Consider the following 26,337-nt stretch of genomic DNA (forward strand, 5'->3'; position numbering starts at 1 on the left):
CGGTCCGGTCGGTGTGATCAACACGACAATTTGCATTCAAGCGGCCAAAGTGCCATGATCTTTCCAAGGGTGTTTCCACCCTCCCCCTTTTTAGCTTTCGTAAAGGCAAACGAATGAAGCGAGCTTTGTTGGTCATCGATGTCCAGCGTGAATACTTCGATGGTGCATTTCCAATTCGACATCCCGTTGGGCACTTGGAATCAATCCTGGAAGTCATGGATCAGGCCCGTGACGCCAAGGTTCCCACGGCGGTGATCCGGCACCACCAACCCGATCCAGAGTCGCCTGTGTTTTGCAAAGGCAGCGAGATGTGGCAGCTGCATCCCGAGGTGGAATCGCGGCACCGAGACGCGTTGATCGACAAGGCTTTGCCAGGGTCGTTTACCAACACGGACCTCGAGGATTTTTTAAAATCCAACGAGATCGACACGGTCAGTATCGCGGGTTACATGACTCAGGTTTGTTGCGACACGACGGCCCGACAAGCCTTTCATCGTGGGTACCAGGTTGAATTTCTAAGTGACGCAACCGGGACGTTGGATGTGTCCAACAAAGCCGGGTCTGTGACCGCGGAACAACTGCATGAATCGATCTTGGTCGCGCAGCAGATGTTCATTAGCGATGTGATCGATCGGAAAGAATGGTCGTCACGTTTGTAGGTCTCCTCCCCTTTTGAGATGAAGTCATGAGAACAACGCACTCCGCGAAAATAGTGGACGTGACCGCGATCGGCATCGCGTCGATGGTGGGTTTGGTGTTGTTGGCCGGCGTCGTCCCTCGGATGCGACAAAGCGCGAGGCGGACAACGTGCGAGATGAATCTCAAGCAGTTGGGGTTGGCATTGCACAACTACCATTCTGCGTACCGGATGATGCCGATGGGATGCGGCGGGACCTCGTCCGGAAGTCTGGAACAGCCACTTTTGGGCAACGCGAATCGGCTGAGTCCGCTGGTGGGTTTGACGCCCTTCATGGAACAGCAAGCACTGTGGGAAAAGATTGCCAACCCATTGCGAGTGAACGGGGAAAGCTTCCCGGCGATGGGACCGGCTCCTTGGTTTGATCCAGACAAATACACACCTTGGCGTCAGCGGCCCGAGGGGATGGTCTGTCCCGCCGATCCAACGGCGAAAGACTTTCCGACGGCGGCGAGTTACACGATCAACTATGGCGACGCGGTCATGAACGTGGGGGCCTCACCGCTCGAAGACATGCCGCCCTATGACCGAACGCCGGGTGCTCTAAGAGGAATGTTCGGCTATCAAATGGTGTTTCGTTTTCGCGATGTATTGGACGGTTTGTCCAACACGTTGTTGATGAGCGAAGCTCGGATTGGCGGCGTCCGGGTTGCCAAGAACGTTTCCGGATTGATCGAACGACCGGCGGTTTGCATCGAAGCTCATGAGGACGATTCAACCAAGTTCTGGCCGGAGGGACGAGGTGCGTGTTGGGCCGATGGATCGCTGTTGTCGATGGGAGTGCAAACGATCTTGCCGCCAAATTCACCCTCCGCAACGTCCAAGAAGGGCGAACTCGAAGGCGTGATGTCAGCGTCCAGCCTGCACGGTGAAGGCGCCCATGTGTTGATGGCAGATGGAGCCGTTCGATTCGCGAGCAACTCGATTGATGCGGGTGATCAGGAGTCTCCGACGGTTGCCGAAGGGCACTTGGACGGCGGGAAAACGCTTCCCCCTGGCAGTCCCAGTCCGTTTGGAGTTTGGGGAGCGATGGGGACACGTGCCTCGCAAGAAGTTTTCGATCGGAGCGTCCTGTCCGACCCGGTGCACTCCTTTTCAAAAGCAGAATTGGCTGAATTTGCCAAATTCGAACTGGAGACTTGGCATGCAGCCAAAGGCACCGGAAAAATCAAAGCCCGGCAGGTTGATCTGTCTGACAAGGGAATCTTGGTTCTCTTGTCGGAGCAAGGCGACATTCGTCGGTTGGGACTGTCTAAATTCAGCAGCCAGGATGCCTACCGAGCGGTGACCACTCACCGGCAACGCATGCGAGAAAAAGCAAAGCTGATGGTCGAGCATTTGTCGAAGCAGCTCGATTTGTTGGAAGACAAGCAGTTCGAAACCTTTGTCCGCGAGTGGGTTGTTCTTCAGGATGCAGAGCAACCGAACGATCCCGCGACGATCCAAGCGATCGTGAAAGCAAGACGTGGCGAGCTGATCACTCGCTATGACCAAATGCTGGAAGTGCTCGTCACAATGAACCCGGTCGCTCTCAGTCAGATGCAAGATGCTTTGGCGAGGGGGAATGGACCGGTTCGTAAATTTGCCATGGAGTTTTTGGATGGCCGCTGGAAGCTGATCCTCGACGTCCACGTGAGTCAACGCGGTGTTCCCCAGCCGATTCAGTTCATGCGTGCGGTGATGCCTGCCAACGATCCTTTTGGTGCTCGGTAGGTGCCCTCGAACCAGTGAGCCGAAACCATGGTGTCTCGTTGAGTACCCTGCCATTCGCGCACGGATGCAGTCGCCTTTTCCTTGGGAGTTCTCCGATGAAGTCAAAGCTTTCGTTCATCGACCTGGTCATCGTCGGTGTGATGGCGTCAGTCGGATTCAGTTTGCTGTTGCCCGCGATTTTGCGTCAGCGTGCCGCGGCTCGTAACGCCCTGTGCGCCAGCAACCTGAAGGCGTTGGGATTGGCGATGCATAACTATCACGCGGCCTTCAATCAATTGCCGCCGGGATTGGGGGGAACGGTTGGCGGGGAAGACGACACTTGCAATCAAGGTCGACTCGGTCCGATCGTGGGTTTCACTCCCTTCCTGGAACAGCAGGCATTGTGGGAGAAAATCGCCAATCCGTACGTGTCCCCCAAAACCGGAAAACGGTTCCCGCCGATGGGACCAGCGCCTTGGTTTGATGCGGCGGAATACGATCCTTGGGCGTCTGCGTTTTCGACTTTGCGTTGTCCTGATGACATGGAAACGCAACCGGAAACGCCGAAACAAGAACCGATCGTGGTCACGACTTTAGCCATGCCCGATCTTCCACCGGGGGCAATCGACTCAACGACCTTGTGCAACTACGTGATGTGCTACGGCGATGGAACCTATTTGATGGGCGAGATGATTGACATCAATGATGTGGAGGCAGTGAATCGGGTGCGGGCTGGGATGCGGGGTGCATTTTGTGGAAACCAGCGAATGCGATTTCGAGACATGTTGGACGGGTTGTCCAATACGATCGGGATGTCCGAAACGATTTCGCCCGGAATCAATGACGCGAAAGAATCTCACATCGCCCAGGGCATCAAGGGTTTGAGTTTGAATCCATCGCTGTGTTTGAAGACACGCGATGGTGACCATGCGGATTGGTGGGACGTTCGCCGGGGATCTCGATGGGCGGATGGGACGCTGGCGATCAGCGGTTTCCAAACCGTGTTGCCACCCAATTCACCGACCTGTTTGTCAGATTTGGGAATGGAGGATCCAATTGCCTCCGCATCGAGTCGGCATCCTGGCGGCGTTCACGCGTTGATGCTGGACGGACGGGTTGTATTCATTGGCGACAGTATCGATTGCGGTGATCCTTCGCAGCCGGGAGTTTCCGTCGGTGAAGACTACGCGCGTCCGGGGTCGCCGAGTCCGTATGGGGTGTGGGGCGCGTTGGGAACGCGAGCTTCCAAAGAAGTGTTGCCGAACCCGAATCCAGATTTGAAGCCTGTTGAAACGGGGCCCGTTGGCAATCGAAACGGTCAAGCCCAAGGGAACGATCCTGAACGCCGATGGGCGACGTGGACCGATCGCGATGGCAAGCATCGCTTGAAGGCAAGGGTCAACCGGATCATCGATCGTGAAACGGTTGAACTGGAGGACAGTCGAGGCATCCTGCACCGCGTGCCTCTGAACACGTTGTCAGACAGCAGCATTGTGATGGCGGTGACGATGTATGAGATGGGGTTGGAATTGAAAGCTGCGGCCAAGCCGGAGTGATCGAAGGCAATCAGAACTTCAACGATTCACGTGGCTGCATTGGATTGGCCGCGTCGAATTGCTCGATCAGTTTCTTGGAGTCGTCGTCGATCGATTCCGGCAATTGAATTTGCAGTTCGACCATCAAGTCTCCGTCTGTGCCCTTGGGGTTGCGAACGCCTTGCCCCTTGAGCCGCAAACGTTTGCCACTGGAACTGCCAGCGGGAATCGAGAGTGCGATCGTCCCTGCGGGAGTCGGCACGTCGACCTTGGCACCCAAGGCGGCTTCGGCCAGTGTGATCGGCAGCTTGAGTTCCAAGTTGTTGCCGTTGCGTTTGTAAAACGGGTGGTTGTCGACTTGAATGATCAGGATCAGGTCGCCTGCGCCACCGGATCCGGGTTGCCCTTGCTCTCGCAAACGGATCTTGCTGCCTGAACTGACTCCGGGCGGAATCGTCACCGACAGTTTTTCTTGTTTGCCTCCACGAGCGAGGTAGAACTCGACTTTGTCGCCCAGCACCGCGGTGCGGAACGTGACGGACAACTCGTGCCGAATGTTTTGGCCTCGTTGCGGGGGCGCGGATCGCTGGCCGCCACCGAACGGTGACCCTTGGCCTCCGCGAGCTCCACCCGCATGCGCCCCACCACCGAGAATTTGTTCAAAGAAGTCGTTGAATCCGTTTTCGAATCCAGCTCCTCCTCTTCCACCACCGCCGCCGCCACGGCCAGCTGCGCCGAAAATCTGTTCCAGATCCAATCCGTCGAAGGATGGGTCTGCTCCTCCGCCGCCGCCACCACCGGCATTCGGATTCCATCCACCGCGAATTTTTTCGAAGTCGGAACCGTAGCGGTCGTACGCCGCACGCTTTTCCTCGTCGCCGAGAACTTCGTAAGCTTCCTGAACACGCTTGAATTTTTCTTGCGCGTCGGGGTTATCGAGATTCATGTCCGGATGGTACTTCCGGGCCAATTTGCGATAGGCTTTGGTCAGTTCAGCCTTCTCGGCGTCGCGAGAAACTCCCAGCGTTTGATACAGATCTTCAGCCACAGTGTGTCAATGATTTGGAAGGCAATGGTGTCATTTTGACAGGAACAGTCGTTTGAGGATTCACCATAGCAAACACCGAACCACAGACCGATGGGGGAAGGTTTGGAAGTTGGTTTGTCCCCTTTTGGCACTGTTTTCGTGCGGTTTCGTCACAAATGCTCCGATTTGGGCCGATGGCGATTTGACGCTGCGGGTGGTGGAGGAATCGACGGGCGAACCGACCATCGCGAGAATGGAATTGACGCGTCAACTGCCCGTCACCACGCGGCGGACATCCCGGCCAAAGACCGTTGCGGTGGCTCCACGACGATCGCTGTCGTCCGGGCCTGGGTTTGTGCTCGACGAATTCGCGGACCTGTCGCTGCAGGATGGCGCGTACGAGTTCAAGCTGACACGAGGGCCCGAGTCGCGGGTTTTGCGGGGCACCTTCGATGTCCAACGCGGCAGCGAGGACGAACATCAGCTCGCTCTGCCACGCATGGTTCGGATGCGACCGGAAGGTTGGACCAGCGGCGATTGCCTGCTGCCTCGCTCCCCCGAAAGTTTGCCGATGCGGATGACAGCGGAGGATCTGCATCTGGCGACTGTGATTCGAGATCCCGACGTTGCTGGACGGGGGACAGAAAAACCGATCCCACGTCGCAAGGCGGGCAAATTGTTTGGAGAGGGCGATTCGATTCTCACGCCCGAGGGTTGGCCGACGGAACCTCTGTGGATCGATGCGAACGTCGATTGCCTGGCAGGGTTGGCGTTCTACCGGGATTTGGCGGACTCCGATTGGCAACCGACTGCATCGGGAGAATTCGCTTCGGAGGAACTGGCTTCGCTAGGTTGGCTGGCAGGTTTGCCGGCGGATTCTTCCACGCGTGTTGCGGTTGAAAATCCATTCGCGTGGTTGCTGCCGATCTGGTTGGCCAGCGAGAAAATCGACGGTGTGTTTGTCCTGGGGGATTGGTTGCAACTGAATGAATCGGTGACGCGCGTGCCGGAGGGACGCATGCTTCAACCTGCCAATCGAAACGATGCGACTCAGCTCGGACGTGACGCCGAACAGATCCACTGGCAATTGTTGGAGTCCGGTTTTCGCCTGGCACCGATGGCGGGATCCGGCGACGACCCAGGCAATTCACCCGTGGGATACAACCGTTTGTACGTGGCCGGGCGTTCGCAGGCTTCCTCGTTTGATTCGCGGGAAGAAGCAGTCCCGGTGGGCACAAAGGAAGATTGGTGGGACGCGGCCTGGGAAGGTTGCAGTTTCGCGACCAACGGACCCTTGATGCGGACCAACTTGGACGGGCGTTTGCCCGGGCATGTGTTCGAGATCAACCCCGCGGAAGTCGGCGAAGGCGAATCGGTGGAGCTGACTGCGGAGGTGATTCTGAATGTCCGTGACCCGGTCGAATACTTGGAGGTCATCCACAACGGCCGGTTGCACTACAGCGCGAAGTTGGACGAATTCGCCAAGGCTGGTGGCCGGATTCCGCCGCTAAAAATCAAAGAATCCGGCTGGGCGACGGTCCGAGTGGTGACGTTGCACGAGGACCATTACCGGGCGGTGATTTCGTCGCCGTGGTATTTTGAAGTCGGCGGGCAGCCGCGAATCACGGCACGCAGCGTGGCTTTTTTCAAGGAATGGTTGGGCGAAACCGAGCAGCGATTGGCGAAGTTGCCACCCGACCAACTGAATGCGTTTGTGCCCTACGTTCGTGCGGCTCGCAAGTTTTGGGCGGAGCGGGCCGCGCTGGCAGGGTCCTGAACCATTTGCGGATGGGGTTTGGATTGGGGGATTGGTCGCGAGCGAGATTTGAATTGCCGCCTCTCGTCAAACTGCCGCGGATCGTCGAAACTGCTCGTTATGACGAATCTTGCTAGCGATCTGTTTCCCCACCCGTCGTCGGAATTCTCCATCGACGGTCACACCCTGCGCTATATCGACACGGCGGCCGAAGCCAAATTCGCGGGTTCCGAAGTCGAAAAACCGGATTCTGGAGCCGAGAAACAAAGCGACCTGCCGACGTTTGTTTGCGTGCACGGCAATCCGACGTGGAGTTTTTACTATCGCCGGATCATTGAGCGATATGGCAAGCAGCAACGCGTGATCGCGGTCGACCACATCGGCTGCGGTCGCAGCGACAAACCGTCGGCAGAAGATTTCCCCTACACGATGGCGGCGCATCGCGACAACTTGATTCGGTTGGTCGATGAGTTGGATCTGAAGAACGTGATCCTGATCGCTCACGATTGGGGTGGCGCGATTGGATTGTCGGCCATGCATGCTCGTCGCGAACGGTTGGCGGGGATCGGGTTGCTGAACACCGCCGCGTTCCCACCCCCGTACATGCCACAGCGCATCGCGGCTTGCCGGATGCCACTGTTGGGGACCCCTGCCGTTCGCGGATTGAATTTGTTTGCTCGCGCCGCGATCACGATGGCGATGTCGCGGACGAAGATGAAACCGGATGTCGCGGCCGGGTTGTTGGCTCCTTATGACAGTTGGAAAAACCGAGTCGCGATCGATCGGTTTGTGCGCGACATCCCGCTCAATGATTCGCATCCCACGATGAAAACGCTTCGTCAGTTGGAATCCGATTTGCCTGACTTGGCGTCGCTGCCGATCTCGCTGATTTGGGGCATGAAGGATTGGTGCTTCCGACCGGAATGCTTGCGACGTTTCGAAGCGGTTTGGCCCGACGCGGAAGTCACCGAACTGGCTACAACCGGTCACTATGTGATCGAAGATTCACCCGAAGAAACTTTGCAAGCCATCGACTCCTTGCTGAGTCGTGTCAAGGAACGCATCGGTGCGGCGTGATCCGTGGCAATGGATTGCGAAAACCGTTCGCAGTCCTGCGGATGCGATTCAGTACGCGTGTGTGCTGGAGGCGACTGCACCCAAAGCAGGCAACGTTCATCCTGTCGCCAAGTTTGATGATCTTTGTTTTGCCGACTTTGTTGTGTCCGCTGAAATCGCGGCGAGCGAATTGACGGCCACAACATTGGATTTGGGTGCCACACTGTTGGGGTTGGGTGACCGCGTTCACGCGGTGATCCAGCAAACGCGATCCCGGACAAACACCAACGTCAATCTGGGCATCGCGTTGTTGTTGTCCCCGATCGTTGTGGCAGAAGAACGGTATCGAACCTCGGACATCTCGTGGACGTTGGACGCGTGGCGTGAGGCCACGGCCAATGTGCTGTCGACGCTGTCGAGCGATCAAAGCCAGCGGATGGGAGAAGCGATCGCGATGGCCGCCGCCGGGGGAATGGACGGGGACTATCAACCGGAGGACCCGGCGTTGGATGTTCACGCCGCGTCCAAATCGTTTGACGTGATGGCCGGGATGCGAGAAGCAAAGGACCGGGACTTGATCGCGGCCGAATACGCAAACGGTTTTGAGAGTTTTTTTGCCGAGGTTGTGCCGATCGTGGAAGCGTCCACGGGCGACACCGGCGACCTTCTGTCAGGGATCGCGCTGGCTCATTTGCAACTGTTGGCTGATCGGGGTGACTCGTTGATCGCTCGCAAGAACGGTCGCGAAGCCGAGCGGCAAATTCGAGATCGAGCTCAGCGTTGCCTGGACGCTTTTGCAAGCGAGGGTGACTTTGAATCAATCGTTGCGTTCGACCATCACTTGCGGAGCGACGGTCACCGGCTGAACCCAGGCACGACGGCCGACTTCATCGCCGCTGCGGTTTACGTGTGTTTGCGAATGCGCTCTCACCTGTCCTGAAGTCGTGCCGTTTATCGAGGCTGCGTTTGAGCGGGTTTCTGATGATGCACCTCTCCTGAAACGAAGTTTGGGGGGAGGTCGAGCGACGCCGTTCAGGCGTACGCGAGGGAGGGGGCCGAGCATGGGAAGCGGCGCGGATTGCCCTCCCCCGGAAATCTCGCTGAACGCTCGCTTTCCGACCCCTCCCGCTGCGCGGGCGGGGTTCTCAAGGCGCTACTGGCACAGCACTTAAAAACTGCACGGCCTCATTCCTTGGCTTGCAGTTGTTGCTTCAAACGTTCAATTTCTCGCTGCAACTCTTCCACCGTGGGTGACTTGGCTTCGGCGGGCAAGGTGTCCGGTTCAGCCACGGGAGTCGGCTTCGCGGGCGGAAGACTTTCGGAGCCGGATACGGCCCCATCGGCCGGCAACGCGAGCGGATCAATCTCAACGGTTGGCGGCGCGGTGGGCTTGGGCGATGGCAGGGTTTCGGTGGGAGCCGGGAGTGTGAACGACGCCTTGGGTTCGGCACTCGGTGCAGGCAACTCCTCGCCAGTGGGTGCTTGCGAATTCGATCCGTTGCCACCGAGCATCTTGCCAAACACCGATCCCATCCCGCCAAGGAAACCGCCGGATTCAGTGCCGCTGGCCTCGGGGGTTTCTTCGTTGGCATTCGCGGCATCCCTTTCGGAGTTCGCGATCGCGGACCGTGTGGGCGCGCCACCGGGACCACCCATTTCAATTTGCTTTTGAAGCATGGCGTCGCCCCGAATCAAACCGAATTCGATTTGATCACCTGGTTGGAGGATCGAAATTTCTCGCAGCAAGTCGTCGGTGCCACGAATGAGCCGACCTGAGGCCGAGACAATTCGATCTCCCACGGCGAGTCCCGCGACTTTGCCCGCGGTGTTCTCGGGGACTGACACGACCGAGACGCCTCGTTGCGGTGTCGCGTCACGAACTTCGATTCCGAGGGAACCTCGTGAACGGGCGAGCCTAGGAGTGGTGTTGTTCGTTGGCGGTGACAAGCGTTCGGAGGCTGGTGGGGGAAGTTGCGGCGCGGGCAACTCGTTGGCCCGTGGCTGATTGCGATTGGTGTTGTCCAGGACGCTTTGGCTGGAAGGGGGGAGTGTGATCGGTGGCTTGGCAGCGACACGAGCGCTGCTGATCGCTGGAACATTTCCGCGATACAGACGCCCGCCTCGGAACAATTGCATGGCGACGGCAGGCGCTTGGCCGGGCGTGGATCGAATGTCGTCGAGGGCGGAAACCGCTTCATCGAGCGTTCGTGTTCGCGAGTTTCCGATCGCGACGATCAAGTCGCCAGGGCGGACACCAGCCTCATCGGCTCGTGATTGCGACGAGAAGCCATCGACACGCAGGCCTTGGTAGCCGCCGACGACCGCAGGCGAGACTCGCATGCCGAACTGAACGTCATCGGATGCAATTTCACCCGCGCGTCCTGTGGTGGCGGATTGGCCATCGACCGTGGACGCACTCCGCAGGGTTGCCGAGGTGCGGCGGTCGGCTGACGCGTTGTTCCTCGGGATCGGCGTTGCCAGGGTTCGGGGGCGTGCCGAACTGGCGCGGTTGGAGGCCGCGGGGTTTTGGTACGGTGGCTGGGAAAGCGGAGATGGCGGAGGCGATTGAATGCGGTTCCGCAAGCGTTCCAGCAGACGTTGGGCCGACGCATCCGAAGCGTCGATCGCATGCAGGCACGAAATCATCGACAGGCAGACGGCCCAGCGAATCCAGTTCGAGCGTCGACCTGATCGAAGCATTTGTCTCTCCACTTTAGAAGCGATCCGAAAAGGGGTCTGACCCTTTGGAGGTGTGCTGTTTTGGTGTAGTTTGCGGCCTCGCCGGAGAGGGTCAGACCCCTTTTCGGATGACGGAAGGTTCCTTCGAAACATCGCTTCCCGACGTGTGGGAGCGGGTTCAGAAGGACGCGGTCAATCGATCATAGAGAGAATGATGGGGAACGCCAACCAATTCGGGTTCGATGAACGGTCCAGTGGAACCCAGGCGGCCCGCCTCGGTGATGCGGAGGACCAGGCTCTGCGGTTTCGCCCGTTTGCTCTGGCGGAGTTGCCCACGCTGCTGCCCGCGGCGCTGGAACGAATCCCGCCAGGTCGAGCGGTGATGGTCGCGGACCAAATTCGTTCGGCGATCTCGCGGCAGGTCACCGACCAGCTGATATTGCTAGTCAGCGAGGCTTCTGACGCGATTGCGATCGTGCTGGGAGCCGCGGACAGCGACATGGCGACCGTTTTGCACGCCGGCCCGATCGTCTTGCCGACGGAGCAAGCATCCCGGCCCGATCATCGAGCAACCGAAAATTCACAGTTGGCGGTTGGGCTTGGCCGGACACTTGGTCAGATTTGCCAGCAACGGGGCATTCAGTTCCTGCAGTGGGCGACGGCCTGGCCACTGGAAGAAGCGACCTCGGACGGGCTAGACTCGGGCGGCCCGGGTGCCAAATCCCTTGATTTGCAGGGTTCGTGGCCGCATTGGATGGGGTTCACAAATGTTGGCGACCTGGAATATCTCGCGCTCGACCTCAGCGATTCATTTTCGTTGGAGTCTTCGTTGGCGTCCTTGGACGCCCCGCTGCAGTTGGACGCTCTTTCGGTCGACGTGAATGATGCCGAGCAGATGAACCAAATGCGGGATTTGGTCCAGCGGACTTACCTCGGGTCGATGGATTGTCCCGCGCTGGAACAATTTCGGACCGCGGCGCAGATCATGGACGGCTACCAAGAGGTCCCCACGTACGCGCCGGATTTGTGGTTCATGTTGTCAGAACGTCCAGGCGGCGAACCCCTGGGTTGCTTGTTGATGGCACGCCACGGCGGCGACCCCGCATCGGTTTTAGAAGTGGTCTACATGGGCGTGGTCCCTGATGCGCGAGGCCGCGGTTTCTCACGTGACATCCTTTCGTTGGCGCTGCAGTGCTGTCGTGAAGAATCTGCCGCCCGAATGATCCTTGCCGTGGATCGATCAAATCGTCCCGCCCGAGACGCCTACATGCGTTTGCCGATGCAAACCGTGTTGCGAGAATCAGTTTGGGCGAGAAATACTACCGCCTGAGAATACGAAACACTTGTGCATCGATCTTGAATCCCCTCGCCGGAATGAGGTATCGACGTTCTGCAGAACGTGCCTCCCTTTTCCGCTCCATGCGCTGTCGTGATTCGATATGTCTGAAAACTCTCTCTCACCAACCAACCTTGCTTCCGAAATGAACTTGGGAGCCGCCGAAGTTCCGCCACCAAGTTTTGCCGACGCCACGTCGGACTTGGTCAGTCAGATGACCGAAGGCAACTTCAATGGCCTGACGGACTACGCCACCACACATCTGGCGCCCGCGCTTCTTTCAGCGGGCCTGGGTTTGTTTGTTGTCTTCATCGGGTATTTGGTTGCCAAGTATTTGATGCGCGTGATCAGTCGTCCTGTGTGCCGACGTGTGGACGAGACGCTCGGCAAGTTTGTCGGCAAGATGGTGTTCTATTCGGTGATGTTTGCCGTCGTCGGTGCTGTGTTGACCAAGTTGGGCGCCCCGCTGGGTGGCTTGGCAGCGATGCTCGCAGCGGCTGGCTTCGCGATTGGTTTGGCATTCCAAGGAACGCTCAGCAATTTCGCCTCGGGCGTGCTGATGCTGGTCTTCCGTCCATTCAAAGTCGGTGACGTTGTCAACGCAGCTGGCGTGACAGGCAAAGTCGATGAGATCGATTTGTTCACAACGACGTTGGACACCCCTGACAACCGACGCATCATTGTTCCCAACAGCGCAATCGCAGGCGGCACGATTGAAAACATCAGTCATCACCAACATCGCCGCGTCGAAGTGCCCGTCGGTGTGGACTACTCCGCCGACTTACAAACCACCCGAGCGGCACTTCAAAAAGCAGTGGATCAGTTGGCCGCCAATGTGATTCAAGGCGAAAACCGAGGCAGCGCTGTCGTGCTGGCTGGACTGGGTGACAGTGCCGTGAATTGGAAGGTCCGCATGTGGGTCGCCGGTTCCAATTTTTGGCCGATGACAGAAGCATTGACCGGCGAAATCAAAATGCAACTGGATGCCGCCGAGATCGGTATCCCCTTCCCTCAAATGGATGTGCACGTGCATCAATTTGCAGAGGCCGCCGCAAATGCTGAAAAGGCTGGACGCACGCGACCAACCCGTCGTGGCGCAGATCGCATGGTTGGCTGAGGGGCAACCGCCTGTGAATCAAGCAAATGAGGACACCAGCCCCGTGGTCTGTGCCAGCGAATGGTTTGGGTAGCGAAACTCGTCCCGAGTCTTGATTTGCGTGACGAAATCCCGAAAGTCTTGACGACTTTCGCTACGGTGATGGGAAGTTCGGGAAACGGCGAATCCGCGAACGAAACCGCTGTCGGCTAGCCCGGCGGTGACGCTGTGAAGTATGCTGAGGCCACCGAGTCAGATCGGTGGCCTTTTTTCGTAGATGCCGTTCCATCAAACCATCCATCGGTACGACCATGTGGCACACTAGCCAAGGCGATCGCACGCTCGACGGTGCCGAAGCGGAATTGATGCAGCGATTGATTGAATCGCTGCTCGAAGATTTGTTGTTGCAGTTTGATGAAGAGTGGCAACCCGATGCCGATTGGTCCTGCGACACCGGGGTGGAACTGTTCGACAATCTTCACAGTGAACAACAAATCGCGCTCCTGCATGATGTCGCCCATCACTTGCTCGAGCCCACCCCTGAGGGCATGACTCTCAGTGCGATTGCCGAAGCCACCGTGGCAGCTCTGTTTGCGGAACTGCATCACCACGTGGAAATGGAATTGGATCTGTCGTTGGACGTCAACAATGTTCATTGGCGACAGTTGATTCGCGACGCAGCCATCGAATGCCTCGTCCGCGATGATTTGTTGGGAATGGACCGACCGGCTGACGACGTCATTCAAGTGGACGAGGTGTTGCCGACTGATTTTCGAATTCCCGATCTGCATTCGCTGGACAGCTTCGCGTGGGATGATCTGATCGAATCGCTCGCGGATCAGATTTTGTGGGATCGCGATTTTGAAATGGCTTCGCTGTTTTTGGACGAAGACCCTCGGCGATCCGCCACCCGTCGGGAAGTGATGGGAATCGACGCGAATTACTTTGTGCAAATCCCTCCTGATCCGCGGCCCAGCGAGATGCCCTCGTTGGTGTCAGCAACGCAGGCGTTGATCCGCCGCAAACCACGCTGAAGAAGACGGCTCCCCGATCCCGTTTCAAGAATCCCGTCAGACGAACTCACCGACCCAATTGATGAAACGCAACGCGATTCTCTTGACCAATGATGACGGGATTGATGCTCCCGGTTTGCTCGCGATGCATCGCACGATCACGCAGTGGATTCGTGCGACCGGGAACGCGGACCGGTATGAGATCACGGTGGTCGCGCCGGATCGAGGTCGCAGTGAATGCGGTCACAGCGTCACCACAACCCGCGACCTCACCGTCACCGAAACACAAACCGGATGGTTCGCGGTGGACGGGACGCCCGTGGATTGCGTTCGCTCCGCGATGACGGTGCTGTGTCCCCACGCTTCGGTGGTTTTTTCAGGAATCAATGCGGGGGCGAACCTGGGGGTCGATCTGTTGGTCAGCGGAACGTTTGCCGCGGCTCGAGAAGCGGCGCTGCACGGCGTTCACAGCATGGCGGTGTCGCACTATCGCCGACCGGATGTGCCCAAGACATGGGATCACACGGGGCGTTGGCTGCGGCCGGTGTTGGATTCGTTTTTCAACGACATCCCGTTGGTCGGAAACCCTCCGGCCCCTGGGCGTGACGCTTCGAGGTTGACGAGGGAGGACGACGAGCATCAGCCAGGGCAGCTATGGAATGTCAACTTGCCAGCAATCGATCCCGCGACAGAGATGCCACCCGTTTTCGACTGCGAGGTGGAGCGGCAACCGATGAAGCGAGCCGGAACGCGGACGGGGCACACCGAGAGCGACGGCACGTCTCAAATTGCGAGTGGATCAGTCGGGTTTGCGAGTCAGCAACCGATTCGGATTCAATCGGACTTTCATGGACGCCCCAGGACGTCGGGAACCGATGTGGAACGCTGTTTTTCGGGCCATCTGACGATCAGCCGGATCAGTCCTTATCCCGCTTGAGGGCCAATGCCGCATTGGAGCAGCATGATTGGCGGGGTTCCAAGTTCACCAAAGCGGCGGGCTGGTTGAGCGCAAGGCCGTGGAGGTTCTCGAATGGGGGCACCTTCGAGACTGAATTTTTTGCCAAATTCCTTCGGAGGATCCGAAGGCCGGATTCACACGGTGAGCGATTTCGCACCAACCGCAGGTTCACACTGGTCCCTTAAAGCACAGTTGCGGGACTCATGGATGGAGTTGATCCATCGTCGTCTGTCGTTCACTCACCCTCAGACGTGTTCCGAGGAACATGCAGGCAGGGTGCGAGAGCGGACCGGGATCCAGTGTGAGAAAGCGGCATTCAACGTTCGGCTTGACCCGCGACAGCGATGTCATGTTCCAGAACCGCAGAGTTCGGAGCACCCGCTTTGTGCTGCTGAACAGGAGCAACGCTCTCCTTTTTGTCCAACTCACCACGGACGATCGAAACTTCTCGTGGAGCTTCGATCCCAATGGCGACGCGATTGCCAGCGATGCGATTGACCGTGATCACGATGTTGTCACCGATGACCAGCTTTTCGCCTTCTTTTCGACTGAGTACCAACATTTCTGAATCCTTTCCCGGAGGGATACTTTTGCGTTTTGAAAATCGTTTCAAGTGTTGGTCGTTCAAGATCAACCTCTCTGATGTGAGAGGGCCGATGCCGAACCCGTTTGCAACAGGAAGCAACTCGCTTCCTGTGGAAACTTTAATGAGCAATACCTGCGCCATAAAGTTCGCCCAAACCACCGAATCTTCGCAATAATTTCGCTCGTGCTAAAAAATTGCATCTCAAATCGATTTCGAATCGCTTTGAGAACCGATCTGATTCGGATCGATCATCCACCAGGTGATGGATGTCTCACCAAACTCATTTCAAAACGAGAGGCCGTCTCACCCTGAGACAACTGAGTCTCTCGTCCACACAAGTAGTATCAGCTTGGGGCGTGACACGTTTGGTCACGCACGCAGATGAGCCAGGACTTTTTCGGTGTTGGGGCCTGGAATCACGCCTTTTTCAGTGACCAATGCCGTCACCAAATCAGCCGGCGTGACGTCAAACGCCGGATTCACCACCGCAACACCCTCGGGAGTTTGTCGCGGTGAGTCGGTTCCGCAGGGGTACGAGACCTCGTCGCCGTCGCGTTGCTCGATCGGAATCAAATCGCCTGATTCCAGTTCCGGGTCGAAGGTGTTTGTCGGTGCTGCGACGTAGAACGGGAGGTTGTGGTGCTTGGCCAGCACCGCCAGAGGGTAGGTGCCGATTTTGTTCGCGACGTCCCCGTTGGCCGCGATTCGGTCGGCGCCCACGATGACGGCATCGACCAGCCCCTGCCGCATCAGGCTGCCTGACATCGAATCGGTGCAAACCGTCACGGGAATTCCGGCTTGATGCAGTTCCCAGGCCGTCAGTCGGGCTCCCTGCAGCAATGGCCGCGTTTCATCGGCAAATACTTGCAGTGTGTGACCCGATTCTTGCAGGTGGTAGATCGGTGCCAGAGCCGTTCCCCACATCGAGGTGGCCAGCGCCCCTGCGTTGCAGTGCGTCATGACGCGTTGGCAATCGGCCAACAGCGTCGCGCCGTGTCGACCGATGGACCGGCACATTTGCCGGTCATCATCGTGAATGCGAACCGCCTCCGCGACCAATCGCTCGCGGAGTTCGGCGACCTGACCGGAAAACCCATCGACAATGGCCCGCATGCGATCCAGGGCCCAGAACAAATTGACCGCCGTGGGGCGACTGGTCGCCAGGTGATCGATCGTTTGCCGATACCGAGTCTGCGCTTCTGGCAGGCTCGCGTCGGCATTCACACTGACCGGGGTCAGTGTGACCCCGTAGGCCGCAGCGATGCCGATGGCCGGCGCACCGCGAACGACCAATCGTTGAATCGCATCGTGCGTTTGGTCAACCGTGGTGCAGACCAAACGCGTCAGCGTTCCAGGCAACTTGGTTTGATCCAGCAGATCCAGTTCTGCGGGCCGCCCGTTGTGGGCGGCGTGATATCGAATCGTTTCAGCATCGTTCACATCAGGGACCGTTGCGCGAGGTTTGGAAAATCAAACGTCAGCCGCACTGGGAACGACGAACCCATCGCGGTACTCGCGAGTTTCCATCGCTTTGGCTTTGTCGTTGTCGACAAAGGTTTCCGCCTCAGGATCAAACTTCAGCACGGGCCCGAGCGACAACTGCTCTTTTTCCGGATCGACGTTGTTGTCCCGGAGGTGCTGCAGCGTTCGGTCGAGTGTGGCTTGATCGTCATCCAACGACGAAATTTTCGCGAGTGACTCGGAGATCGTTTTGGGATCGACCCGGTTTTCTTGACCAACGTAGTACGAAATGTTGCCCAGGTGAGCGATCGCGGCGGACAGGTGACCGCAGCGTGCATCCGCATGCAGCGTCGAGGCATCGCGAGACTGTACCGCATCGAGGAAGTTCGCAAAGTGGTCGTCTCCCACGTTCGATGTCGCTTTGAACTCACGCACCAATTTGCGTTGTTTGTCGAACACGGCGCAGCGGTTGTAGCTGGGACCCTGCACGAGGTAACCGTCTTCCCCGTAGAAGATGACGCCGATCTTGTTGCCTTTGCTGTAACCGAACAACTCGTTGATTTCTTGATCAGCCGATTCGTCGACGCTCAACCCACGTGTTTCAAACACGATGGTTTTGTCGCCGTAATCGTAGATCGAAACTTGCGTGTTGGCGGTGTCGCCTGCATCGACGTAATCGGGGTCTTTGCGTTCGGCTTGGTAGCCCAGTCGACCGGCATAACTCAGCACGGCGTTGGGATGGCGTTCCAGTCCCAGTCCCCAGCGAGCCACATCGGTTTGGTGAGGGCCTTGGTTTCCGGAGTCGCCGTTGCCGTAGTGACGCTGCCAGTGCCAGTCATAGTGGAAACGTTGACGCGTCAGCTTGGGATCGGTGTAGGACGCCGGTCCGCTCCAAAGATTGAAATCGACGCCTGCGGGGATTTCATAGTCGCCCAAAGGACCGATCGACTTGCGCCGTTTGTAGCACAGGCCGCGAGCGAGTTTGACTTCGCCAATTCCGCCATCAGCCAAGAACTGCATGCCTTCGCGACAGCCGGAGCTGCTGCGGCACTGGGTTCCAGTTTGGAACATGCGGCCGTACTTGGCAGCGGCGGCGACGAGCGCCCGTCCTTCGTGAATGTTGTGGCTGATCGGTTTTTCGATGTAGACGTCTTTGCCTGCCTGCATCGCTTCGACACCCATCAACGCGTGCCAGTGGTTGGGCGTGGCGCTGGTCAGGATCTGAACGTCGTCCATGTCCAAGGCTTCGCGAAAGTTCTTGACGACTTTGGGGCGAAGTCCCTGCAAATCGGCGACTTTGTCAGCGCGGCTGTTGCCAACTTTTTCATCGATGTCGACCAACACTCGAATTTCGGTGCGAGGGTCTTTGTCGAATCCGCGAATGTGTTCTCCGCCGCGACTGTTGACGCCGCAGATCGCCACGCCGAGTTTTTCGCTGGGCGAGGTGGCTTGGGCGGAAGCGGACCGGCTGGTGTGAACACCGACGGCCGCCCCGACCGCGATTCCGGTCGCGGTGAACTGACGACGACTGATTCGCGAGGCACGGGCGGAGGAAGCTGGGGCAGGTTTCATGGCGGGCCTATGGAAGGAAGAGGAAGGTGGGACGATGGGGAGACATACACATTATGCATGCTTCGTGCGGCGTATTCATCCACCTTACGCCTCCAAAGTCCCAAGACACGCAATTTTACTCGTCGGCCAAGGAATCTCGCCGATCAGGCCGGTTCGACGGTGGAACCCAGATTTCCTCAAGTGGGTGGAATTGGGGTGTCGGCAAGGGAGGTGCTGGACTTCAAGCGGAACGGGCTTCCAATCTGGGTCACTTGGATTGTGATTGCAGAAATTTGTTGAGGCCCTGGAGGTCATCCGTGTTGATCAGGTCGACTCCCGCGTTGTGGAGGACTGTCCAAGCGGCTGGATGATCGGGCGTCGCCCAGAAGCGGACGCGGCGATTTTGCTGGTGAGCTCGTTCCAAAATCAGGCTCAGCTTTTGACGATCGGCCTCGGGCAGCTCACCCTTCCCACGCCACTTGAAATTGCGGCCCCAGTGGTCGCTGATCAACGGCATCAGGTCGGCTGAGTAATCACCTTCCAAATCACCAAGTCGGCCGTCCACGCCAACAAACCGGGGCAATTCCGTCCGGACCAATTCGATCGGGCGGTTGCCACTGATGATGGCGGTGACGCCGCGGCGATGCACTCCTTCGGAATCGACATGCGTGAACACGTCGTCGTAGGTCGAAAGCAGCTGATTGAGCGCCCGATAGGTGGACTCCCCCTCGGACTTCAGGTCGATCAGCAACGTGACGGGCAGGCCATCGCCTTCGACGCTTTTAAAAGAGTCCGAAGAGCCATCCGCCTGGGCGCTCGATCGCATGCGTTGCCGCAGTGGATCGAGGTACAACGCTTTCAAGGTCCGTTCGGCGGAAAGTTCCGAGGTGGAGTGCGCGACCCAGAGGTCCCCTTCGACCAAAAAGATATCTGCTTCGACGCTGCGGAATCCGTTGTCGAGGGCGTCCAGCAGCGGACGCTCGTGCAGGTAGTCGTTGTGAGCGTGAGCCTGGGGGTGAGCTGCTGCGGCGGAACCAGGTTCCTGAGCCGAGGAGATCGTTGTCACGCCAGTCCAAAGGCTAGCGAAGCAGACGGCGATACAAAATGCAGTGACCGCGAAGAGGCTCGCTCCGCGTCGAATTGGTGTTGAAATGTTCACGTGGGGCTCGTGGTGGACGCATGGGGTGGGGATGCGAATTCAGAGCCACGATTCTATCTGCTTTGTCGGGTCCTGTTGGCATTTCCGTTTTTCGCGAAGGAGCGTGCGTGGGCTTCCAGTCTGTGGGTGAATCACACGGTCTGGAAACGGATGCCACTCCTGCGGCGGAACACTCAAACCGTGGCGGGTTGAGCGATAGGAGAGGCCGACTCAGGACGAGGTGGGACCCCACGCGCGGCTTCGTCCATGAAGCCCGTGTCCATCCCCAGATCTTGCAGCAACAGTCGGGAACTGATCCGGCTGGATTCATAGATCACAGGCAGACCGCTGCCCGGATGCGTGCCGCCGCCGACCAAGTAAACGCCGTCGAGTTCTTCAAAACGATTGTGAGGTCGCTTGTGAAGCATTTGGCCCAAGTTATGAGCCAAGTTGAACGTGGCCCCTTTGTAAATCGCGTAGTCACTCTGCCAATCGTCGGGCGTGATTTGATGCTCCACCCGAATCCGGTCGCGCAAATCGGTCAGGCCGAGCTCGCCCAACTTGTCCAGCGTCAGCTCGCGAAAACCGGAGGCTTCTTTGGACCAGTCAACATTCTCGGTGTCATGTGTGACTGGGACCAACACGTACAACGAACTGTGTCCGGCGGGCGCCAAGGTTGGATCGGTCACGCCCGCGTTTTGGACATACACCGAGGGATCTTGGCTGAGCACATGATCCGTTTCAATTTCGCGAAGGTTGCGGTTGTAGTCTTTGCTGATGTGGATGCTGTGGTGCGGTAGGTCTTCGTACAGACCTTCAATGCCCAGGTACAACATGTAAGTGCTGCAGGAAAATTTCTTCTTGGCGATCTGTTCGTTCGACCAACGTTTGCGGGAAGCGTTGGGAACGGTCTTGGTCATCCAGTCCGCGAAGTCGGCGTTGACGACAAACGCATCGGCGTCGTAGCGATCGTGGTGGGTGTGCAGCGCACGAACTCGACGACCTTCCATTTCGATCGACTCGACGGGTTCATCGAGTCGGATTTTCACACCCATTTGTTCGGCGAGTTCCGCCATCCTTTCGCTCACGCGGCTGCAGCCACCAATGGGATGGAAGACGCCGTATTCGTATTCAAGAAACGACAGGATGCTGAACAGGCTCGGGCAATTGAACGGCGACATCCCGAGGTACTTGGACTGGAATGCGAACGCGATCACGAGTCGTGGGTCGCTGAAGTAGCGTTCGAGTTCTTTGCCCAGGGTTCGGAACGGATGCAGGTGCTTGGCCGCGCCCAACAAGGACGGCTTCATCACGTCCATCGCGGAATTGAATGGCGACTCCAAGATCGGACGAAACTTTTCGAGCTTGATCCGGTTGTCGTCCATGTACCGCTTCAGTTGCCCAACGTCCTGCGGTGAAAATTGAGCGATCTGACGATCCATCTCATCCATGTCGGGAGTGCAATCGAGTTGGCCGCCCCCACCGAATGTCAGTCGATATTGAGGGTCCAATCGCTCCATCGGGACCTCCTCCATCAAGTCGTGCCCGGTCGAGTGAAAAATCTCGTCGAGCACGCGTGGGTACAGGAAGAACGTGGGGCCGCAGTCAAAACGGAAACCATCCATTTCAATGGCCGACGTCCGGCCGCCGACTTGCCCACGGCGTTCCAAGAGGGTCACGTCGCAACCGCCTGCGGCGAGCTGCATCGCCGACGCCAACCCACCGGGGCCGGCTCCAACGACAACGACTTTCCTTTGCGACATGACAACCTTACTGACCAGACCAAGAACACCAACCGAGAGCCAGCCCGCGGTTTTGACTTCTAACGTTTGCCGCGAGCAACTGGATTATCTTACGCGTGCGGCCAGTGTTAGAGATACTGCTGGTACGCCGCGACCGCTAATTGATCGCACAGTTCGTTTTCGGTGTGCCCGGCGTGACCTTTGACATGATGGTAGGTCACCACGTGGTCTTGCATCTGCTGATCGAGTTCTTGCCACAGTTCGACGTTCTTGACCGGAACCAGTTTGGAACCCTCTTTGCGTTTCCAACCGCGGCTCTTCCAGCCAGCCATCCAGCTCGACATCCCCTGCCCCACGTATTTGCTGTCGGAGTACAGAGCGACAGCGCAGGGTTGTTTCAGAGCCTCCAGTCCACGGATCACAGCCATCAATTCCATTTGGTTGTTGGTTGTGTGCGGTTGGCCGCCTGAACGCTGGATCTCTTTCAGCGTCCGTGGGCATCGCAACACAAATGCCCAACCACCCGGTCCAGGGTTCCCGCTGCAGGCACCATCGGTGTACAGCTCCACGGGTTTCAAGTTGGCGGCAGGTTTTGGTTCAGTCATGTCGGTTCAGTCCGTTGGATGGGGGTGCGTCCGTGTTGCAGGGTTCAAGTCGCTGGGTTTTCGAACCGCTCGTTTTCGAGTCTCTGGGGCGAAGTCACAACGCTCCAACTTCGGCTGGGTTCAGCCGGTGTTGCGGCCAATTTGAAGTCCGTCGGGGGCGAAGACGCTGCGGCCGCCATCGACCGGCAAGCAGACTCCGGTGACAAATGTGTTTTCGCACAAGAAGCCAACCGCGTGAGCGACGTCCTCTGGCGTGCCGACTCGCCGAGCCAGCGTGCTGTCGGCCAATTCTTTCACGGTCTCTGCGGAGACATCTTCGGACAGCAGCACGGGGCCTGGCTGCACGCAGTTGACTCGAATGTTTGCGTTGTTGGCTCCGAGTTCCACCGCCAACGACCGAGTCATGACTTCGATCGCCCCTTTGCTGGGAAAGTACGCGGCGTGTTCCGCGTAAGGTCGCACCGTGGCCCAGTCACCCAGGTTGATGATGCAGCCACCACGGGACTGCGTGACCATGTGACGACCGGCGGCGCGAGCGCACAACAGCGAGGCGACGGAGTTGATTTGGAAGTACCGCCGGATCTCGTCCCCGGTGATGTTTTCCAATCGCGTGGGGGTCCAGATCGCAGCGCTGTTGACCAGGATGTCGAGCCGGCCAAAGTGCTGGTGCGTTTGATCGATGATCGCATCGCAGGTCGCGTCTTCTTCGAGTGAACCTTGCGTCACAATCGCTTCTCGGCCGAATTGTCGTTGCCACTGCGAGGCGGCTTGCTCCGCTTCGTCAACGCTGGTGTTGGCGTGCAGGGCCACATGGCATCCACGCCGCGACAGCTCTTCCGCGATGACACGTCCGACTCGCGGTGAACCACTGCCCGTGACGATGGCAACCGGATCATCCGTTTCGAAAACGCCTTGCAATCGTGAACGACGAGTGGTGGTTTCCACCTCAGACGCTCATCTCTTCGCACGAACCGGTGACATCGAAACCGAGGTCGCGAATCATGTCGTAATCTGCTTGAGGTGCTTGACCTTGCGTCGTCAGGTAATCGCCCACAAACACGCTGTTGGCAACGTACAGTCCCATGGGTTGCAGCTGACGCAGGTGCAGTTCACGACCGCCGGCGATTCGTAGTTCACGATCCGGGTTCACGAACCGGAACATCGCCAGGGCTTTCAGCGCGTCTTGAGGCGTCAGAGCCTCGGTGCCTTCCAGCGGCGTGCCGTCGATCGCATTGAGAATGTTGACGGGAATCGATTGCACACCGAGTTCGTTGAGATCGAACGCCATCGACACGATGTCGGACTTGGATTCGCCCATGCCGATGATGCCACCGCTGCACATTTCCATGCCCGCATCGCGAACGTGACGCAGCGTTTGAACGCGGTCTTCGTAGGTGTGCGTCGTGCAGATCTTTTCGTAATGCGATTCGCTGCTGTTCAGGTTGTGGTTGACTCGGTCGACACCACAGGCCTTCAGCCGTGCCGCTTGGGATTCATCCAGCAAGCCCAAGCAGGCGCAGATGTCCAAGTCGTATTTCTGTTTGATCTCGGGAACGATCGCTTCGACCGCTTTCATTTCGCGTTCATTTGGCCCGCGAGCGGAGATCACCAAGCAGTACGTCTTGGCACCTCGCTCTGCCGCAACTTTGGCGGCATCCATCAACGCGTCGCGTTTGAGAATGTTGTACTTGGGGACGGGCGCGTCGGAGACCTTGGATTGGCTGCAGTAGTGGCAATCCTCAGGGCACAATCCGCTCTTGGCATTCATCAAGAAGTACAGCTGAACCGTGTTGCCAAAGTGCTGATGGCGAATTCGATAGCCGGCCGAGATGATCGCGGGCACATCCAGGTCAGACGCTTCCAGCATTCCGAGCGCTTGCTCACGCGTGATCGGCGTGCCGTCGAGGACCTGTTGAGCCAACGCGTCGTAGTATCCCGGAGGCGAAAACGCACCGGCGGACGATGACGTGTCGGCAGTGTCCGGGGCAGCAACAGAATCGGCAGCACTGGAGTCAGCAACGCTCATGGAACCAGGGGGTCAGCGGGGAAGGAGATGGAGGAAGATCAGGACGTGATTTCGACCCGCATCGTCGGCGTTTGGTCTGCCGTCGACAAGGCGGGGCGTTCCGCAGTGGGAGTTTCTGGGGCCGCCAACGCCAAAATCTGGTCCAACTGCTGCCGCAACTCGATCATCTGATGGCGGCTCAGACCTTGTCCGATCAAGCTCGCTGCGTGCAGGCCGACGATCACCAACAGAGAAATTGGCACCATCCACAGCCCCGTCATCGAGGCACCGAGGCTCCACTGCACGTATGCGATCAGCAATCCGCCACACAGGATCAATGCCATGGCAAAATAGAGAAACATGCAGAACGTCCAGATTTCAGGTCTCGGCGAGAACCGGCCAAACAGCTGACAGTTCACGTCCGAGGCATTGTCCGGCGAGGCCCCTGCTGGCACCGAATGGTCGCTGAGGTGGGGCAATTCCGCGTTCCCAGACGACTCGGGACGCACATCGCTGAACTGGATCGACAGGTGCGGGGACCAAAACCGAGTTTCGTTCCGTGGCGGAGCGATTTCCAGGCACTTGCCCGCCGCGACAGCTCGCGTGGTGGGGCCCAGAGTGGCAATGGCCGTGCGGACCCCCGCCACCATCGCGTCGGATGGGACCGGAAAGTCCATAGAGAACGTGGGTTGCATTTCAAGAGGGGACATCGTGCCAAATCCAAATTGACGGACGCTAGGGAACTGCTCGCCATTGTGGCTGGTGAACGGAATGGAGGCAAATGCAACCAACTGAGCCGCCATCGGTGGGATGCGGTCCGTTGTCGGCTCGGTAGCTTGTTTGTCAGGCCGTTGCCCGCGACACTTCGCCGCCTCGTCCCTTCTTTTTCCGCTCACTGAGACGCAACCGTGCAGGACTACCGTCACACCAAAATCATTGCCACGATCGGACCAGCAACCGAGTCCCCCGAAAAATTGGCGGCGTTGATCGAAGCGGGTGTCGATGTCATGCGGCTCAACATGGCTCACGGAACTCCCGAATGGGTCGGCGAAATCGTCGCCCGAATTCGAGCGGTCTCCAAGCAGATTGACCGTCATGTTGCGGTGATGATGGACGTGAAAGGCCCTGAGATTCGAACCGGTGCGGTCGCTGCACCGATCGATCTGAAGACCGGTGATGAGCTGGTGCTGTTCACCGAAGACTGTCCCGACCAATCGGCGGTGGAGTCCGATGGAACGCCGCGGGTTAGCGTGAACTATCCCGGTCTGCCCAAGGCGATTGATTTGGACAGCACCATCTTGGTCGACAGCGGATTGCTGCACTGGCACGTGGTCAGCAAGGACGCCACGACGGTCCGCTGCCGCGTGATCACAACCGGCGAATTGGACTCTCGCCGGCACATCAACCTGCCCGGCGTCCAAGTCAACTTGCCTGCGATCACGGACAAGGACCGAACGGACTTGGTCGCGGGGATCCAAGCGGGCATCGACTTCGTTGCACTGTCGTTTGTTCGCCAAGCGGCGGACGTCGACTCACTGCGAGAGTTCTTGGTCCAGCACGATTCGCCCGCCCGCATCATTTCGAAGATCGAGGACCAAGCTGGCGTTCGCAACATGAAGGCGATCATCCGGCAATCCGATGCCATCATGGTCGCCCGCGGGGACCTCGGCGTCGAAATCGATTACCACCGCCTGCCGCTCGTTCAAACCGAGCTGATTCGTGCCTGCCAAGAAGATGGCAAACCGGTCATCATCGCCACGCACTTGCTCGAGTCGATGATTCATTCCCCGGTTCCAACCCGCGCGGAAGTGTCTGACGTTTCCAACGCGATTCGCGAACAAGCCGATGCGGTGATGCTGTCCGGGGAAACCACCACGGGCAAATACCCGCTGGAATCCGTCGGTGTGCTGCAAAACATCGTTGCCAGTATCGAGCCAACCGTCAGCCGTCAATTGAACTCGAAGATCGTGCTCCGTGAGCCAAAGTCAATGATGCTGCGATCGGCATGCACGTTGGCGCAGGAAATGGGCGACTCGGGAGTCGTTGTCTTCACCCGCAGCGGTTTTTTGGCCTATGTGCTCGGTGCGCTCCGGCCTCGTGGCGTGCCAATCTTTGCCTTCACCGACGTTGAACACACGTTTCATCATCTGATGCTGCCTTGGGGTGTGGAGCCGTTCTTCATGGAGTTTTCGGAGGATCACGATCAAACGATCACCAACGCGTTGGATGTCCTGAAGGAAAGTGGTTGGTGCAAACCAGGCGTTTGGTTGGGGGTCATCACCAACGCTCTGGCCGACGAAAAGATCATCGACACACTGCAACTCCGCCAGGTTGAGTAGCCAGTCTGCGAACCGTGGTGGATGATTCCATCCACGGCTCCGGTTCACGGTTTGGTTCGTTGCCG

The 26,337-nt window shown here is 58.2% G+C and carries 22 protein-coding genes; 11 read left to right on the top strand and 11 right to left on the bottom strand.

The genetic code is table 11. The features are described from left to right. Window positions 1-113: 113 nt before the first annotated feature. The 3 genes from RISK_RS22325 (at window position 114) to RISK_RS22335 (ending at window position 3,945) form a co-directional block, all read left to right on the top strand. The gene (locus tag RISK_RS22325) at window positions 114-659 is read left to right on the top strand and encodes a cysteine hydrolase family protein (RefSeq protein WP_047816501.1); all 546 of its coding nucleotides are present in this window, start codon (window positions 114-116) and stop codon (window positions 657-659) included. Window positions 660-685: 26 nt separating this feature from the next. Further along, window positions 686-2,410: a DUF1559 domain-containing protein gene (locus RISK_RS22330; protein ID WP_047816502.1), complete on the top strand. Its 1,725-nt coding sequence runs from the start codon at window positions 686-688 to the stop codon at window positions 2,408-2,410. 95 nt (window positions 2,411-2,505) lie between these two features. Beyond that, the gene (locus tag RISK_RS22335) at window positions 2,506-3,945 is read left to right on the top strand and encodes a DUF1559 domain-containing protein (protein WP_047816503.1); all 1,440 of its coding nucleotides are present in this window, start codon (window positions 2,506-2,508) and stop codon (window positions 3,943-3,945) included. A gap of 10 nt (window positions 3,946-3,955) precedes the next feature. Here the strand turns inward: RISK_RS22335 and RISK_RS22340 are convergent, their stop codons facing one another. Next, window positions 3,956-4,972, bottom strand: coding sequence for a DnaJ C-terminal domain-containing protein (locus RISK_RS22340; protein WP_047816504.1), 1,017 nt, complete (start codon window positions 4,970-4,972; stop codon window positions 3,956-3,958). A gap of 124 nt (window positions 4,973-5,096) precedes the next feature. On the opposite strand from RISK_RS22340, the gene RISK_RS22345 reads away from it, so the two are divergent. The 3 genes from RISK_RS22345 to RISK_RS22355 all read left to right on the top strand — a co-directional run bounded on the left by RISK_RS22345 (window position 5,097) and on the right by RISK_RS22355 (window position 8,703). Next, window positions 5,097-6,728 (top strand): hypothetical protein, encoded by a 1,632-nt coding sequence (locus tag RISK_RS22345; protein ID WP_236696579.1) that lies wholly within the window; start codon window positions 5,097-5,099, stop codon window positions 6,726-6,728. Between the two features lie 99 nt (window positions 6,729-6,827). Next, a complete protein-coding gene (locus tag RISK_RS22350; RefSeq protein ID WP_047816718.1) occupies window positions 6,828-7,784 on the top strand; it encodes an alpha/beta fold hydrolase in 957 nt (318 codons plus the stop codon). After that, window positions 7,774-8,703, top strand: coding sequence for a triphosphoribosyl-dephospho-CoA synthase (locus RISK_RS22355; RefSeq protein ID WP_047816505.1), 930 nt, complete (start codon window positions 7,774-7,776; stop codon window positions 8,701-8,703). The genes RISK_RS22350 and RISK_RS22355 overlap by 11 nt, the downstream gene beginning before the upstream one ends. Window positions 8,704-8,948: 245 nt before the next feature. Here RISK_RS22355 and RISK_RS22360 read toward each other — a convergent pair whose 3' ends face one another. After that, window positions 8,949-10,463 carry a PDZ domain-containing protein gene (locus tag RISK_RS22360; RefSeq protein WP_047816506.1) on the bottom strand — a complete coding sequence of 505 codons (1,515 nt, stop codon included), beginning with the start codon at window positions 10,461-10,463 and terminating at the stop codon, window positions 8,949-8,951. A 190-nt stretch (window positions 10,464-10,653) separates the two neighbouring features. Between RISK_RS22360 and RISK_RS22365 the strand changes: the two genes are divergently transcribed. The 4 genes from RISK_RS22365 to surE all read left to right on the top strand — a co-directional run bounded on the left by RISK_RS22365 (window position 10,654) and on the right by surE (window position 14,824). Continuing rightward, complete coding sequence (locus RISK_RS22365; RefSeq protein WP_047816507.1) at window positions 10,654-11,772, top strand: GNAT family N-acetyltransferase; 1,119 nt, start codon at window positions 10,654-10,656, stop codon at window positions 11,770-11,772. A gap of 109 nt (window positions 11,773-11,881) precedes the next feature. Continuing rightward, window positions 11,882-12,895: a mechanosensitive ion channel family protein gene (locus tag RISK_RS22370; RefSeq protein ID WP_047816508.1), complete on the top strand. Its 1,014-nt coding sequence runs from the start codon at window positions 11,882-11,884 to the stop codon at window positions 12,893-12,895. A gap of 290 nt (window positions 12,896-13,185) precedes the next feature. After that, window positions 13,186-13,908, top strand: a complete 723-nt coding sequence (locus RISK_RS22375; RefSeq protein WP_047816509.1) for a hypothetical protein — start codon at window positions 13,186-13,188, stop codon at window positions 13,906-13,908. A 61-nt stretch (window positions 13,909-13,969) separates the two neighbouring features. Beyond that, the gene (gene surE, locus RISK_RS22380) at window positions 13,970-14,824 is read left to right on the top strand and encodes a 5'/3'-nucleotidase SurE (protein ID WP_047816719.1); all 855 of its coding nucleotides are present in this window, start codon (window positions 13,970-13,972) and stop codon (window positions 14,822-14,824) included. Window positions 14,825-15,161: 337 nt separating this feature from the next. On the opposite strand, the gene RISK_RS22385 is transcribed toward surE, so the two are convergent. The 9 genes from RISK_RS22385 to RISK_RS22425 form a co-directional block, all read right to left on the bottom strand. Further along, entirely contained in the window at window positions 15,162-15,407 is a 246-nt protein-coding gene (locus tag RISK_RS22385; RefSeq protein ID WP_047816720.1) for a carbon storage regulator, read from the bottom strand. A gap of 393 nt (window positions 15,408-15,800) precedes the next feature. Continuing rightward, on the bottom strand, window positions 15,801-16,871 hold the full coding sequence (mtnA, locus tag RISK_RS22390; protein WP_047816510.1) for an S-methyl-5-thioribose-1-phosphate isomerase: 1,071 nt from the start codon (window positions 16,869-16,871) through the stop codon (window positions 15,801-15,803). Window positions 16,872-16,901: 30 nt separating this feature from the next. Further along, a complete protein-coding gene (locus RISK_RS22395) occupies window positions 16,902-18,464 on the bottom strand; it encodes a Gfo/Idh/MocA family protein (RefSeq protein ID WP_047816511.1) in 1,563 nt (520 codons plus the stop codon). A gap of 247 nt (window positions 18,465-18,711) precedes the next feature. Then, entirely contained in the window at window positions 18,712-19,509 is a 798-nt protein-coding gene (locus tag RISK_RS22400; RefSeq protein WP_236696580.1) for a phosphatidylinositol-specific phospholipase C/glycerophosphodiester phosphodiesterase family protein, read from the bottom strand. 266 nt (window positions 19,510-19,775) lie between these two features. Next, complete coding sequence (locus tag RISK_RS22405; RefSeq protein ID WP_047816513.1) at window positions 19,776-21,344, bottom strand: phytoene desaturase; 1,569 nt, start codon at window positions 21,342-21,344, stop codon at window positions 19,776-19,778. A gap of 107 nt (window positions 21,345-21,451) precedes the next feature. Further along, window positions 21,452-21,928, bottom strand: coding sequence for a ribonuclease HI (gene rnhA, locus RISK_RS22410; protein ID WP_047816514.1), 477 nt, complete (start codon window positions 21,926-21,928; stop codon window positions 21,452-21,454). 120 nt (window positions 21,929-22,048) lie between these two features. Next, a complete protein-coding gene (locus RISK_RS22415; protein WP_047816515.1) occupies window positions 22,049-22,873 on the bottom strand; it encodes an SDR family NAD(P)-dependent oxidoreductase in 825 nt (274 codons plus the stop codon). Between the two features lies 1 nt (window position 22,874). Continuing rightward, window positions 22,875-23,954 carry a biotin synthase BioB gene (gene bioB / locus RISK_RS22420; RefSeq protein ID WP_047816516.1) on the bottom strand — a complete coding sequence of 360 codons (1,080 nt, stop codon included), beginning with the start codon at window positions 23,952-23,954 and terminating at the stop codon, window positions 22,875-22,877. Between the two features lie 38 nt (window positions 23,955-23,992). Then, complete coding sequence (locus RISK_RS22425; protein WP_047816517.1) at window positions 23,993-24,736, bottom strand: hypothetical protein; 744 nt, start codon at window positions 24,734-24,736, stop codon at window positions 23,993-23,995. A 105-nt stretch (window positions 24,737-24,841) separates the two neighbouring features. Here RISK_RS22425 and pyk point away from each other — a divergent pair, with 105 nt between their 5' ends. Then, complete coding sequence (pyk, locus tag RISK_RS22430) at window positions 24,842-26,272, top strand: pyruvate kinase (RefSeq protein WP_047816518.1); 1,431 nt, start codon at window positions 24,842-24,844, stop codon at window positions 26,270-26,272. The last annotated feature ends 65 nt before the right edge of the window (window positions 26,273-26,337 follow it).

Origin of the sequence: Rhodopirellula islandica (genome assembly GCF_001027925.1) — a bacterium.
In the GTDB taxonomy this organism is placed as follows: Bacteria; Planctomycetota; Planctomycetia; order Pirellulales; family Pirellulaceae; genus Rhodopirellula; species Rhodopirellula islandica.

Bases quoted from the DNA above. Each gene is read 5' to 3' on its own strand.
- RISK_RS22360 (WP_047816506.1), bottom strand. From the start codon at position 10,463: ATGCTTCGATCAGGTCGACGCTCGAACTGGATTCGCTGGGCCGTCTGC.
- RISK_RS22350 (WP_047816718.1), top strand. From the start codon at position 6,828: ATGACGAATCTTGCTAGCGATCTGTTTCCCCACCCGTCGTCGGAATTC.
- RISK_RS22365 (WP_047816507.1), top strand. From the start codon at position 10,654: ATGATGGGGAACGCCAACCAATTCGGGTTCGATGAACGGTCCAGTGGA.
- RISK_RS22375 (WP_047816509.1), top strand. From the start codon at position 13,186: ATGTGGCACACTAGCCAAGGCGATCGCACGCTCGACGGTGCCGAAGCG.
- RISK_RS22395 (WP_047816511.1), bottom strand. From the start codon at position 18,464: ATGAAACCTGCCCCAGCTTCCTCCGCCCGTGCCTCGCGAATCAGTCGT.
- RISK_RS22335 (WP_047816503.1), top strand. From the start codon at position 2,506: ATGAAGTCAAAGCTTTCGTTCATCGACCTGGTCATCGTCGGTGTGATG.
- RISK_RS22425 (WP_047816517.1), bottom strand. From the start codon at position 24,736: ATGGCGGCTCAGTTGGTTGCATTTGCCTCCATTCCGTTCACCAGCCAC.
- RISK_RS22325 (WP_047816501.1), top strand. From the start codon at position 114: ATGAAGCGAGCTTTGTTGGTCATCGATGTCCAGCGTGAATACTTCGAT.
- RISK_RS22405 (WP_047816513.1), bottom strand. From the start codon at position 21,344: ATGTCGCAAAGGAAAGTCGTTGTCGTTGGAGCCGGCCCCGGTGGGTTG.
- surE (WP_047816719.1), top strand. From the start codon at position 13,970: ATGAAACGCAACGCGATTCTCTTGACCAATGATGACGGGATTGATGCT.
- bioB (WP_047816516.1), bottom strand. From the start codon at position 23,954: ATGAGCGTTGCTGACTCCAGTGCTGCCGATTCTGTTGCTGCCCCGGAC.
- rnhA (WP_047816514.1), bottom strand. From the start codon at position 21,928: ATGACTGAACCAAAACCTGCCGCCAACTTGAAACCCGTGGAGCTGTAC.
- RISK_RS22385 (WP_047816720.1), bottom strand. From the start codon at position 15,407: ATGTTGGTACTCAGTCGAAAAGAAGGCGAAAAGCTGGTCATCGGTGAC.
- RISK_RS22330 (WP_047816502.1), top strand. From the start codon at position 686: ATGAGAACAACGCACTCCGCGAAAATAGTGGACGTGACCGCGATCGGC.
- RISK_RS22370 (WP_047816508.1), top strand. From the start codon at position 11,882: ATGTCTGAAAACTCTCTCTCACCAACCAACCTTGCTTCCGAAATGAAC.